The sequence below is a fragment of the Variovorax nivicola genome, from assembly GCF_051216475.1.
Classification (GTDB): domain Bacteria; phylum Pseudomonadota; class Gammaproteobacteria; order Burkholderiales; family Burkholderiaceae_C; genus Variovorax.
Map to the genome: position 1 here is coordinate 40,168 of NZ_JBPJZK010000016.1, position 11,015 is coordinate 51,182.

General features: G+C 69.1%; 12 protein-coding genes. 3 read left to right on the forward strand and 9 right to left on the reverse strand.

Annotation, left to right across the window (positions count from 1 at the left end):
* Window positions 1–42 precede the first annotated feature (42 nt).
* From ACSFBF_RS33820 to ACSFBF_RS33830, 3 genes are all read left to right on the forward strand, one after another.
* Window positions 43–975 (forward strand): LysR family transcriptional regulator, encoded by a 933-nt coding sequence (locus ACSFBF_RS33820; protein ID WP_435474635.1) that lies wholly within the window; start codon window positions 43–45, stop codon window positions 973–975.
* 33 nt (window positions 976–1,008) lie between these two features.
* The gene (locus tag ACSFBF_RS33825) at window positions 1,009–1,623 is read left to right on the forward strand and encodes a TetR/AcrR family transcriptional regulator (protein ID WP_435474637.1); all 615 of its coding nucleotides are present in this window, start codon (window positions 1,009–1,011) and stop codon (window positions 1,621–1,623) included.
* An 88-nt stretch (window positions 1,624–1,711) separates the two neighbouring features.
* Complete coding sequence (locus tag ACSFBF_RS33830) at window positions 1,712–2,746, forward strand: NADP-dependent oxidoreductase (RefSeq protein ID WP_435474639.1); 1,035 nt, start codon at window positions 1,712–1,714, stop codon at window positions 2,744–2,746.
* A gap of 12 nt (window positions 2,747–2,758) precedes the next feature.
* Here the strand turns inward: ACSFBF_RS33830 and ACSFBF_RS33835 are convergent, their stop codons facing one another.
* The 9 genes from ACSFBF_RS33835 to ACSFBF_RS33875 form a co-directional block, all read right to left on the reverse strand.
* On the reverse strand, window positions 2,759–3,475 hold the full coding sequence (locus tag ACSFBF_RS33835; protein ID WP_435474641.1) for an SH3 domain-containing protein: 717 nt from the start codon (window positions 3,473–3,475) through the stop codon (window positions 2,759–2,761).
* Between the two features lie 75 nt (window positions 3,476–3,550).
* On the reverse strand, window positions 3,551–4,603 hold the full coding sequence (locus ACSFBF_RS33840; protein WP_097197444.1) for a homocysteine S-methyltransferase family protein: 1,053 nt from the start codon (window positions 4,601–4,603) through the stop codon (window positions 3,551–3,553).
* A 40-nt stretch (window positions 4,604–4,643) separates the two neighbouring features.
* Entirely contained in the window at window positions 4,644–5,468 is an 825-nt protein-coding gene (gene hutG, locus ACSFBF_RS33845; protein ID WP_435474643.1) for an N-formylglutamate deformylase, read from the reverse strand.
* 7 nt (window positions 5,469–5,475) lie between these two features.
* A complete protein-coding gene (locus tag ACSFBF_RS33850; protein ID WP_435474645.1) occupies window positions 5,476–6,861 on the reverse strand; it encodes a formimidoylglutamate deiminase in 1,386 nt (461 codons plus the stop codon).
* Complete coding sequence (hutI, locus tag ACSFBF_RS33855) at window positions 6,858–8,093, reverse strand: imidazolonepropionase (protein WP_435474647.1); 1,236 nt, start codon at window positions 8,091–8,093, stop codon at window positions 6,858–6,860. The genes ACSFBF_RS33850 and hutI overlap by 4 nt, the downstream gene beginning before the upstream one ends.
* A gap of 27 nt (window positions 8,094–8,120) precedes the next feature.
* Window positions 8,121–8,693 (reverse strand): HutD/Ves family protein, encoded by a 573-nt coding sequence (locus ACSFBF_RS33860; RefSeq protein WP_435474649.1) that lies wholly within the window; start codon window positions 8,691–8,693, stop codon window positions 8,121–8,123.
* Window positions 8,690–9,358 (reverse strand): amino acid ABC transporter permease, encoded by a 669-nt coding sequence (locus ACSFBF_RS33865; protein WP_435474651.1) that lies wholly within the window; start codon window positions 9,356–9,358, stop codon window positions 8,690–8,692. Before ACSFBF_RS33865 ends, ACSFBF_RS33860 begins: the two co-directional genes overlap by 4 nt.
* A gap of 7 nt (window positions 9,359–9,365) precedes the next feature.
* Window positions 9,366–10,118 (reverse strand): transporter substrate-binding domain-containing protein, encoded by a 753-nt coding sequence (locus ACSFBF_RS33870; RefSeq protein WP_258351903.1) that lies wholly within the window; start codon window positions 10,116–10,118, stop codon window positions 9,366–9,368.
* 45 nt (window positions 10,119–10,163) lie between these two features.
* Window positions 10,164–10,898: an IclR family transcriptional regulator gene (locus ACSFBF_RS33875; protein ID WP_435474654.1), complete on the reverse strand. Its 735-nt coding sequence runs from the start codon at window positions 10,896–10,898 to the stop codon at window positions 10,164–10,166.
* Between the last annotated feature and the right edge of the window lie 117 nt (window positions 10,899–11,015).

Sequence of the window (11,015 nt, forward strand, 5' to 3'; positions counted from 1 at the left end):
AAAAAGTTAACTTGTTTCAGTTTTATTGATAGGTCGGACGCCATGGCTTTTTCCAGCGACAACGTCGAAGTCTTCCTGGCCGTGATCGACCACGGCTCCTTCTCGGCCGCCGCCCGCGCGCTGCACAGGGTGCCGTCGGCCGTGAGCATGGCCATCGCCAACCTCGAGGCCGAGCTCGACCTGCCGCTGTTCGACCGCAGCGGCCGCGAGCCCCAGCCCACTCCTGCCGCGCGCTCGCTGGAGCCGCAGGCTCGGCTGCTGGCTGCCCAGTTGAAGCAGCTGCAGGTGCAGGCGCTGGCGCTGACCCAGGGGCTGGAAGACCGGCTCACGCTGGCCATCGCGCCCGAGCTGCTGGCTTCGCCCTGGAGCAGCGCGCTGGCCCAACTGGCGCAGGAACATCCGCTGCTGCAGGTCGAGGTGCTGGCAGCCCCGCAGGCCGACGCGCTCGCGCTACTGCACAGTGGGCGGGCGCAGCTGGCCCTGGTGTTCGAGCGCCCGAGCCTTGATGGGCGCGAGGGCTTCCAGGAGGTCGGCAGTGACCTGATGGTGGCGGTTATCGCACCAGACCACCCCGTGCTCGCGGCCAACGGCGGCCGGCTGCGCGAGGACCACCTGACGAACACCCGACAGATCGTCGTGGCCGGGCGCGACCTGGCCACCAGCGACCCGCGCTTCGTGTTCGCGCGCCATGTCTGGCGCACCGACAACGCGCTGGCCGCGCTGAGCCTGATCACCGCCGGGCTGGGCTGGGGCTGGCTGCAGCGCAACTTCGCGAAGCCGCATGTGGCGGCGGGCGCGCTGATCGAGATCCCGTTCGAGAACCTCAGCAACGGGCTGGAGCTGTGGGTCGATGTGGTGTGGTCACGTGAGCGCCCACTCGGCCTGGGAGCCCAGCGCTTCGTGAAGTTGATAGCGAAGGACCGGGCAGCCGCTGGTGAATGCAGCCCCAAGACGGGCGGCGACCAAGGCAACTAGACGACTGGTCTAATAGCCGCTAGAGTGCGGGCCATGAACGCGATCGCTCCTACTCCTGACGTCCGCCAGCACATCCTCGACGTGGCCCATCCGCTGCTGCTGCAAAGGGGTTTCACCGGGGTCGGCCTGGCCGAGGTGCTGGCGGCGGCGAAGGTGCCGAAGGGGTCGTTCTATCACTACTTCGGCTCCAAGGAGGCCTTCGGCGAGGCCGTGCTGGAAGCCTATTTCACCGAGTACCTGGGCCGCACCGACGCCCTGCTGACCGAGACGCCGGGCACGGCCGCCGAGCGGCTGATCGGCTACTTCGACGACTGGCTCGACTCGCAGACCGGCGATGAGGCACAGAGCCGCTGCCTCGTGGTCAAGCTCGGCGCGGAGGTCTGCGACCTGTCCGAGAGCATGCGCGCCGCGCTGGCGCGCGGCACCCGCGGCATCACCGACCGGCTGGCGCGCTGCATCGAAGCCGGCCGGGCCGACGGCTCGCTGAAGCCCGCGCCGCAGTCGCAGGACGCGCAGGGAATCGCAGTCGCCCTCTACCAACGCTGGCTTGGCGCCAGCCTGCTGGCCAAGATCACCCGCGACCGCGCATCGCTGGACATGGCCATGCGCGACACCCGGCAGTTGCTGGGCCTATCTCCAGACAACTGAAGCGAGAAGCGGGAGGCGAGCGCTCCCGCTTTTTTTCGCCTGCCTTCTAGACGACTGGTCTATTAACCACCAAAGGAGTCCACTGCCCATGCCTCAAAGCGACACCATCAACCGCCGTATCGTCCTCGCCGCGCGCCCGCACGGCCTGCCGACGCCGGGCGACTTCCGCCTCGACGAAACCGCCGTCCCCACGCCCGGCGAAGGACAGGTGCTGCTGCGCACCCTGCATCTCTCGCTCGATCCCTACATGCGCCAGCTGATGGACGAGATCGCGCCGGTCTACGCGGCCTCTGTGCCGCTGGGCGAGCCGATGCCGGGCGGCACGGTCAACCGCGTCGTCGCCTCAAGGCATCCGCAGTTCCGCCCCGGCGATCTCGTGCTCGGCAACGCAGGCTGGCAGGACTACGCGCTGTCCGACGGCCAGGACCTGCTCCCGCTCGGCGAGATGACGCAGCCGTCGCTGGCACTGGGCGGGCTCGGCATGCCCGCGTTCACCGCCTACGTCGGTCTGCTCGACATCGGCCGGCCGAAACCGGGCGACACCGTGGTGGTGGCCGCGGCGACCGGCGCGGTCGGCTCGGTGGTCGGGCAGATCGCCAAACTCAAGGACGCACGCGTGGTCGGCATCGCGGGCGGCGCGGACAAGTGCAGCTACGCGGTCGAAACGCTCGGCTTCGACGCCTGCCTCGACCGCCATGACCCGCAGTTCGCATCGCGCCTCGCGACCGCCTGCCCCAAGGGCATCGACGTCTACTTCGAGAACGTCGGCGGCGCGGTGTTCGACGCGGTGCTGCCGCTGCTCAACATCGGCGCGCGCGTGCCGGTGTGCGGGCACATCGCCGACTACAACAACGAGACGCTGCCGTCAGGCCCCAACCGGCTTCCGCTGCTGATGGCTGCGCTGCTGCAGAAGCGCATCCGCATGCATGGCTTCGTCATCCTCGACCACTACGGCGACCGCTTCGACACCTTCCGGCGCGAGATGGGCGAATGGGTCGACGCCGGCCGCGTCACGCTGCGTGAGGACCGGGTCGACGGGCTGGAGAACGCGCCGACCGCGCTCATCGGCCTGCTGCAAGGGCGCAACTTCGGCAAGCGCGTGGTGCACGTCGCCAAGGCCTGACGGTGCGCGTCGTCAGTTCCGGTGCCCGCCGCCGTGACCACCACCATGTCCGCCGCCATGCGGGCGTTCGCCGCCGCCCCCACCTGGCCTCGGCCGGCCGCCTGGATGCGGGTGCTGCATGCCGGGCGGCGGCCCGGGACGGAAGCCCGGCTGCGGCCGGGGCGGCCTGATGCCAGGATCGTGCGGCGGGCGGAATCCAGGCCCGGGTGGTGGGCGGAACCCGGGGCCCGTTGGCCGGAAACCCGGCCCCGGCCGCCATGGGTGCGGCTGCCATCCCGGCCTCACCGGCGGCGGCGGACGCCAGCCCGCCACGGGTGGTGGAAGCGGCCGGCCGCCCCACCAGCGCCGGTCGCCGTACCAAGGCCGGTCGCGGTAGTAGTCGGCCCAGTAGCTGCCGATCGCGAAGCCGATGATCGGCACACCGATCACCGCGCCGTAGGTGGCCAGCGGCACGCGCTGCTCCTGATATGCGTAGTCGAGGTTGCGCGACCAGACCCAGCCGCGCCCGCCATCGGGCAGCACCACGTCGCACCAGCCATAGCCGCTGGTGCAGCCGACCACGTCGAGCGGCTGGCCCGGCCCGAGCCGCGCCACCAGCGGATAGTCGCCCGAGGGCCCGGCGCGCATGTTGACCGCGCCACGCGTGAAGGCCTGTTGCGCCGCGGCCGCAAGCGGAAGCAGCAGTGCCAGTGCGCCGATGCCGATCCAGCGCGGGACGAATGTGTTCATGGACAGGCTCCTTGCGCCCAGCCTAGGCCGGGCGCCGGAGCCCGTCAATCAGCCGCAGGCGCGACCGGAGCGTGCTTACGCAGCTTCTTTGTAGAAGCCGGCGTTGTTGCTGCCAAGCACACGACCGGCAACCGGCGCCACCGCCTTGCCGATGGCCGCGATGTGGTCCGGCGTAGTGCCGCAGCAGCCGCCCACGATGTTCACCAGCCCCTCGGCCGCGAACTCGTGCAGCAGCCGCGAGGTGACGTCCGGCGTCTCGTCGAAGCCCGTGTCGCTCATCGGATTGGGCAGGCCCGCGTTCGGGTAGCAGCTGATGAAGGTGTCGCCGGCCACGCGCGCCAGCTCCTGGATGTACGGACGCATCAGCGCCGCGCCCAGCGCGCAGTTCAGGCCGATGGCCAGCGGCTGCGCATGGCGCACGCTGTGCCAGAAGGCCGTGACGGTCTGGCCGCTGAGGATGCGGCCCGAGGCGTCGGTCACCGTGCCACTGATGATCAGCGGCAGGCGCTGCCCGCTATTGTCGAAATACTCGTCGACCGCGAACAGCGCGGCCTTGGCGTTGAGCGTGTCGAAGATGGTCTCGACCAGGATCACGTCGGCACCGCCTTCCACCAGCGCTTCGGTCTGCTCGTAATAGGCCGCGCGCAACTCCTCGAAGTTGACGTTGCGCGCACCCGGGTCGTTCACGTCGGGGCTGATGCTCGCCGTCTTGGGCGTCGGGCCAAGGGCGCCGGCCACGAAGCGCGGCTTGTCGGGCGTGCTGAACTTGTCGCAGGCCGCGCGCGCCAGCTTGGCCGATTCGAGGTTCATCTCGCGCGCCAAGTGGGCCATCTTGTAGTCCTCCTGCGCGATGGTGGTCGCGCCGAAGGTGTTGGTCTCGATCAGGTCGGCGCCGGCCGCGAGGTAGCTCTCGTGAATATCGCGGATCACGTCGGGCCGCGTGAGCGACAGCAGCTCGTTGTTGCCCTTGATGTCGCGCTCGAAGTCCTTGAAGCGCTCGCCGCGGTACTGTTCCTCGGTGAGCTTGAAGCGCTGGATCATCGTGCCCATGGCGCCGTCGAGGATGGCGATGCGCTTTGCGAGGATGCCGGCCAGGGCCTGGCCGCGGGTGTAGACGAGGGGCTTCATAACCCCCGATTGTAGAAAGCGGCCCTGTCCCTGCCCGCCGTCAGTTCTTTGCGCGGCCTTCCACGAACGCCAACACCGCCTCGATCATGCGCCGCACATGCGGCTGCACGCCGGCCGCCACCTCGGGCAGGTAGTCGAAGGGCAGCTTTTCCTGCATGTAGCTCGACTGCGTCATCTCCAGCTGCACCGCGTGCACGTTCTGCGCCGGGTTGCCGTAGTTGCGCGTGATGTAGCCACCGGTGAAGCGGCCGTTGAGCACTCCCGTGTAGCCGGTGGCGCTTTCGGCGATGCCCAGCAGCGTCTGCGCCAGCGCCGGGTCGCAGCTGATGCCCTTGCCGGTGCCCAGGTTCAGGTCGGGCAGCTTGCCCTCGAAGAAGCGCGGCAGCACCGAGCGGATCGAGTGCGCGTCCCACAGCGCGGCCACGCCGTGCTGTGCGCGGATGCGCGCGAGTTCTTCGGCCAGCTTCGCGTGGTAGGGCTGCCAGATGGCATCGCGGCGCTCGGCGGTTTCGGCGTCGCCCGGCAGGTCGCCGGGGTTGGCATACACCGGCGTGTCGTCGAAGGTGTCGATCGGGCACAGGCCGGTGACGCTTTGGCCCGGATACAGGCTCGCGCCATCCGGCGGACGGTTGAGGTCAATCACGTAGCGCGAATGCGTGGCGACCAGCACCGAGGCGCCCAGTTCGTCGGCAAAGTCGTAGAGCCGTTCGAGGTGCCAGTCGGTGTCGGGCACATGGCGCGCTTCTTCCGTGAAGCGGGCAGCGAGCGCAGGCGGCACGTGCGTGCCGACGTGCGGCATCGAGATCAGCAGCGGGCGCGTGCCCTGGCGGAAGCGGAATGGCGGTTCGGCGGTGGTGAAGGCCATGGTGGGGTCAATCCTTGAGTAGTTGGGTGCGCGCGGCCACGAAGGCGGCCGCGGCTTCGTCGTGCAGCGCGTGGCGGCCGGCCGAGACGCGCGGGCGACCCGCCACCCAGACGGTGTCGATGGCTGAGGTGCGGTGGCTCGCGAAGACGTGGGCCGAGAGCATATCGGGCGCAAGCAGGCCCTGCAGCGCGAGGTGCGAGGCATCGAGCACAGCGAAGTCGGCCTGCTGCCCCGCTGCAAGTCCGCCAACGGCGCGGCCCGCGGCCTGCGCACCGCCCCGCACTGCTTCGAGCGTCAGCGCGGTCGCGACATGCGGCTGCTCCGCGCTGGCACCGACGTTGCGCTGGCGCTTGCCCAGGCGCTGGCTGTATTCGAGCATCAGCAGCTCTTCGGCCGCGTTGACGCTGGCGTGGCTGTCAGAGCCCACGCCCCATGCGCCGCCGTGACTGCGCCATTTGGCGAAGTCGAAGATGCCGTCGCCCAGGTTGGCTTCGGTCGTCGGGCACAGGCCCGCGACCGCGCCGCTCTGGGCCGCGTACTCGTACTCGGCATCGTTCATGTGCGTGGCGTGCACGAGGCTCCAGCGCGCATCGACCGGCGCGTGGTCGAGCAGCCACTCGACCGGTCGCAGGCCGCTCCAGGCCACGCAGTCGTCCACTTCCTTCGTCTGCTCGGCGATGTGGATGTGGATGGGCGCGGTGCGGTCGATGGCTTCGAGCCCCGCGATCGCATCGCGCAGGCCTTCGGGCGGCACGGCGCGCAGCGAGTGCGGTGCCAGGCCGAGGCGGGCGCCCTGCTTGTCGCACGCTGGCTTCAGCACTTCGAGCAGGCGCAGCATCGAATCGGTCGAGCGGATGAAGCGGCGCTGCCCGTCGGTGGGCGGCTGGTCGCCGAAACCGCCGGTCTGGTAGAGCACCGGCAGCAGCGTGAAGCCGATGCCGGCCTTCTTCGCCGCGCGCAGCAGGGCGAGGCTCAGCGTGGCGTCGTCGGCATACGGGCAGCCGTCCACGTCGTGATGCACGTACTGGAACTCGCACACGCTGGTGTAGCCCGCCTCCAGCATTTCGGCATAGAGCCAGGTCGCGATGGCTTCCATGTGCTGCGGGCCGAGGCGCGCGGCAAAGCGGTACATCAGCGTGCGCCAGCTCCAGAAGCTGTCCTGCTGCTCGGCACGGTGTTCGGTGAGGCCGGCGAAAGCGCGCTGGAAGGCGTGCGAATGCAGGTTGGGCATGCCGGGGATCACGGGGCCGTTGGCGGCTTGCGTGTCGGCGGGCCGCTGCGCACCGGACTGAACCTGCGTGAGCTGGCCCGCATCGTTCCACGTCAGCAGGACGTCTTTGGCCCAGCCTCGGGGCAGCAGCGCATCGGCCGCGAAGAAAGTGTTTTTTGTCATGCGTTGGCTCCGATGGCGATGCGGCCCTGGCGCACCACGGCGCGCACGGGCTGCTGGCCGAACCAGTAGGCCAGCTCGGCCGCATCGCGCACGTTCCATAGAACGAAGTTGGCGGGCATGCCTGGTGCGATGGCGCCGTGCGTATCCTGCAGGCCCAGCGCGCGCGCGGCGTGCACGGTGACGCCGTCGATTGCCTCGGGCACGGTGAGGCGGAACAGCGTGCAGGCCATGTTCACCATCAGCAGCAGGCTCAGCGCCGGCGAGGTGCCGGGGTTGTGATCGGTGGACACCGCCATCGGCACGCCCGCGGCGCGCAGCGCGGCGATGGGCGGCAGATGCGTGTCGCGCAGCGTGTAGTAAGCGCCGGGCAGCAGCACGGCGACGGTGCCCGACTGGCGCATCGCCTCGATGCCCTCGGCCGACAGGTGCTCGATGTGGTCGCACGAGAGCGCGCCGTAGCGCGCAGCCAGTGCCGCACCGCCCATGTCCGACAGCTGCTCGGCGTGCAGCTTCACCGGCAGGCCCAGCGCCTGCGCGGCCTTGAAGACCTGCTCGGTTTCTTCGAGCGAGAAGGCGATGCGCTCGCAGAACACGTCGACCGCATCGACCAGCCCTTCGGCCGCGAGCGCGGGCAGCATCTCGTTGCAGACGAGGTCGATGTAGTCGCCACTTCCATTGACTTGGCCCGCGTATTCGGGCGGCAGCGCGTGAGCGCCGAGGAAGGTGGTGCGCACCGTCACGCCATAGGCTTCGCCCAGGCGCCGCGCCACGCGAAGCTGCTTGCGCTCGTGCTCCAGCGAGAGACCGTAGCCCGACTTGATCTCGATGGCGCACACGCCATCGGCCAGCAGCTGTTCGAGCCGAGCCGCGGCCTGCGCGAAGAGCGTGTCTTCGTCGGCCTCGCGCGTGGCGCGCACCGACGAGACGATGCCGCCACCGGCCTTCGCCACTTCTTCGTACGTCGCGCCCGCGAGCCGCATTGCGAATTCGTTGGCGCGCTGGCCGCCGTAGACGAGGTGCGTGTGGCAATCGACCAGCCCTGGCGTGACGAGCGCGCCACCGCCGTCGTGCTGCCCGAGTCCGGCGAATTCCGCCGGCAACGCACTGCGTGCGCCCACCCAGCGAATCGCGCCCTGCTCCACCACGATGGCGCCTTCCACCCCGGCATCGGAGGCAAGGCGAAGACCGGTCCAGAGGCCGTCGGCCGAAGGGAATTCGTTGGCGGGTTTCATCGTCTTTCCTGTCGTTGCTTTTGCAGGTTACGCCGGCACGATGCGTACCGCGATCAGCCGTGCATCGGGGCCTTCGGGCACTGCCTGCCAGGCCTGCGCTGCGTCGGCCCACTGCAGGCCCTCGCCTTCGCGGCAGGCTTCGTCGTTCAACCGCCATGCGCTGCGCAGCGCCAGCAGCACGCCATGCGGCGCGGCGTCGATGGCCGAAGCGCCATCCAGCACCCGCACCTCGGCGCGCCACTGTCCGCGCCGCGTCATCACGTTGAAGTCGTTCGACGCGCCGCCGAGCAGCGTGCAGTCGATGGCCTCGTCACCGCTGAAGGCAAAGGGCCGGTGCGGAACGTCGAGGCGATGGTCGATGCGCCCGTCGTGCGTGAACAGGCGAACCCCGTCGCCTTCCAGCAGCGTGATGCTGCGGTCGACGCCCGCGAACACCGAGAACGGCCCCGCCGCCGCGATGGTCGCGATGCTCACGCGCCAGCCGAAGCTGTCGAGCCCCGCGCCCTGCGGCCAGCTGGCGATTTCCTGCGTGGTGCCGCCGCCGTTCTTCCACGGCGTGACGGGCAGCGCGGCGCGCGAGAAACGAAGCACAACGCTCATCGCATCAACCCGCCCTGGCGCAGCCGCTGCTCGAAGTGCCGCAGCACCAGCGTCATGGTGCCGGTCAGCACGAAGTACACGACCGCGATGGCCAGGTACACCTCCAGCGAGCGGTAAGACACGCTGATGATCTTCTGCCCCTCGTGCATCACGTCGTGGATGGTCAAGAGCGACACCAGCGCCGAGTTCTTGATGAGCGCGATGAACTCGTTGCCCAGCGGCGGAATCATGCGCACCACCGCCTGCGGCAGCACGATCTGGCGCATCGCCACGCCGGGCGTCATGCCCAGCGACTGCGCCGCCATCGTCTGGCCCTTGTCGATCGACTGGATCGCGCCGCGCACGATCTCCGACACGTACGCGCCCGAGTACACGCCGAGCCCCAGCACGCCGCACAGGAAGGCCGGCAGCAGGATGCCGAAGTGCGGCAGCCCGAAGAACAAGATAAACAGCTGCACCAGCAGCGGCGTGCCGCGAATGGCCGCCACATACGCCGTGCACACGCCGTAGAGCCAGCGCCGCTTCGGGTTCAGCCGGCCGATGCCGACCAGCAAACCCAGCACGCAGCCCAAGGCCAGCGCGCAGGCGGTGATCTCCACCGTAACGAGCGCGCCGCGCAGCAGGTCGGGCCAGCCTTCCCAGACGGGCGAGAAATCGAAATCCATGGCCCGCTTACTTGGCGTTGGCGCTGAACCACTTCTTCACGATCTGGTCGTAGGTGCCGTCGGCCTTCAGCTTCTCGATGGCACCGTTCACGGCCTTGGTGAGCTCGGGCGTGTCCTTGCGGATGGCCATGCCGTATTCCTCGGTGGTGATCTGCTCAGGCAGCACCTTCAGGCCGCCGCGCGTGCGCACGTACTGGTAGGCGGCGGGCTTGCCGGTTACGGCGGCGTCGGCGCGGCCGATGTCGACGAGGTTGAACATCTCCTGGTTCTTCTCGACTTCCATCAGCTGCACCTGCGGGAATTTCTCCTTGGTGTACGACACCGACTTGGTGCCCACCTGCACGCTGACCTTCTTGCCGTTGATGTCGGCCGGCGTCTTGATGGCCGTGTTGCCGTCCTTCACCATCACGACGAGGCCGCCCGCGTAGTACGGCACGGTGAAGTCGACGACCTTCTTGCGCTCGTCGGTGATGTAGATGCCCGAGACGGCCATGTCGAAGCGCTTCGAAATCAGGCCCGGCACGAGGCCCTTGAAGTCGATGTCGATCCACTCGATCTTGCGGCCCAGCGTCTTGCCGATGGCCTCGACCAGTTCCACGTCGAAGCCGGTGCGCTTGCCGTTCTCCACGAACTCCATCGGCGGGAAGGTGGCGTCGGTGGCCACGCGCAGCGGCTCGCCCTGGGCCTGTGCGGCGCCGGCAAAGCCGAAGAGAGCGAGGCCGGAGAGTGCGGCGGCGACAAGGGTGCGACGGGTGTTCATGGTGAAAGGCTTCCGTGGGAATGAAAAAGAAAAAGCAGCGCGCGACTACTGCAGGGCGCGAGAGATGCGGGCCGCCGTGACGACGGTCATGTGGAGCAATGCAGCTTCCATGCCCTCGACGCGCGTGAGCGGCGCCATGAGCGTGATCGCGCCGCGCAGGCGCCGGCCCGTGGCGAGCACCGGCGCACTCGCGCCCCACACGCCTGCATCGACCTCGCCGTGCGTCACGGCATGGCCGGCTTCGCGGATGGCATCGAGTTCGGCGGCGCGCTCGGCGCGGCGTTCGGGGCTTTCACCGAGCCCGTCGAGCAGGGCGTCGCGCTGGTCGAGCGGCATGTGGGCCAGCAGGCACTTGGCGCTGGCGCCGTCGCGCGCCGGCACGCTGCGGCCGCGGTCGAAGGAGCAGCGCAGCGACTGCTCGCTGTCGATCATCTCCAGGCACACGACGCGCTCGTTCACCGCCGTGACCAGCGCCACGCTCTCGTGCGTCTGCTGGGCCAGCGCCCGCATGTCGGCGCGTGCAGCCATCACGAGGTCGGAGTTGCCGTCGAAGCCGGTGGCGAGCTGCACGCTCACCGGGCCCGGGGAGTAGCGGCCTTCGGACTCCATCACGAAACCCCAGCGCCGCAGCGTGGCGATCTGCCGGTACAACGTGCTCTGCGAGAGGCCAGTGGCCTGCACCAGCTCGGCCGCCGTCATCGCCGCCTTGCTTTGCGCCAGCACCGACAGCACGAACAGCGCGCGGTCGTTGTGGGCGGGAGCTTCAATCGGGGGCGTCATCGGAGGCAATCGCTGGAGGTCGAAAGTGGATGCGGCGTGCAGTATCTTGCTCGCCGTTCTCACTTCCAAGCCTTGATTCCCATTCGATGGGAATGAGCGCGTTTTTTCTTTCTACCT

Excerpts from the sequence above, each read along its gene's own strand:
- ACSFBF_RS33825 (WP_435474637.1), top strand. The coding sequence starts at position 1,009 with ATGAACGCGATCGCTCCTACTCCTGACGTCCGCCAGCACATCCTCGAC.
- ACSFBF_RS33865 (WP_435474651.1), bottom strand. The coding sequence starts at position 9,358 with ATGGATTTCGATTTCTCGCCCGTCTGGGAAGGCTGGCCCGACCTGCTG.
- ACSFBF_RS33860 (WP_435474649.1), bottom strand. The coding sequence starts at position 8,693 with ATGAGCGTTGTGCTTCGTTTCTCGCGCGCCGCGCTGCCCGTCACGCCG.
- ACSFBF_RS33820 (WP_435474635.1), top strand. The coding sequence starts at position 43 with ATGGCTTTTTCCAGCGACAACGTCGAAGTCTTCCTGGCCGTGATCGAC.
- ACSFBF_RS33850 (WP_435474645.1), bottom strand. The coding sequence starts at position 6,861 with ATGACAAAAAACACTTTCTTCGCGGCCGATGCGCTGCTGCCCCGAGGC.
- ACSFBF_RS33835 (WP_435474641.1), bottom strand. The coding sequence starts at position 3,475 with ATGAACACATTCGTCCCGCGCTGGATCGGCATCGGCGCACTGGCACTG.
- ACSFBF_RS33875 (WP_435474654.1), bottom strand. The coding sequence starts at position 10,898 with ATGACGCCCCCGATTGAAGCTCCCGCCCACAACGACCGCGCGCTGTTC.
- hutI (WP_435474647.1), bottom strand. The coding sequence starts at position 8,093 with ATGAAACCCGCCAACGAATTCCCTTCGGCCGACGGCCTCTGGACCGGT.
- ACSFBF_RS33830 (WP_435474639.1), top strand. The coding sequence starts at position 1,712 with ATGCCTCAAAGCGACACCATCAACCGCCGTATCGTCCTCGCCGCGCGC.
- ACSFBF_RS33840 (WP_097197444.1), bottom strand. The coding sequence starts at position 4,603 with ATGAAGCCCCTCGTCTACACCCGCGGCCAGGCCCTGGCCGGCATCCTC.
- hutG (WP_435474643.1), bottom strand. The coding sequence starts at position 5,468 with ATGGCCTTCACCACCGCCGAACCGCCATTCCGCTTCCGCCAGGGCACG.
- ACSFBF_RS33870 (WP_258351903.1), bottom strand. The coding sequence starts at position 10,118 with ATGAACACCCGTCGCACCCTTGTCGCCGCCGCACTCTCCGGCCTCGCT.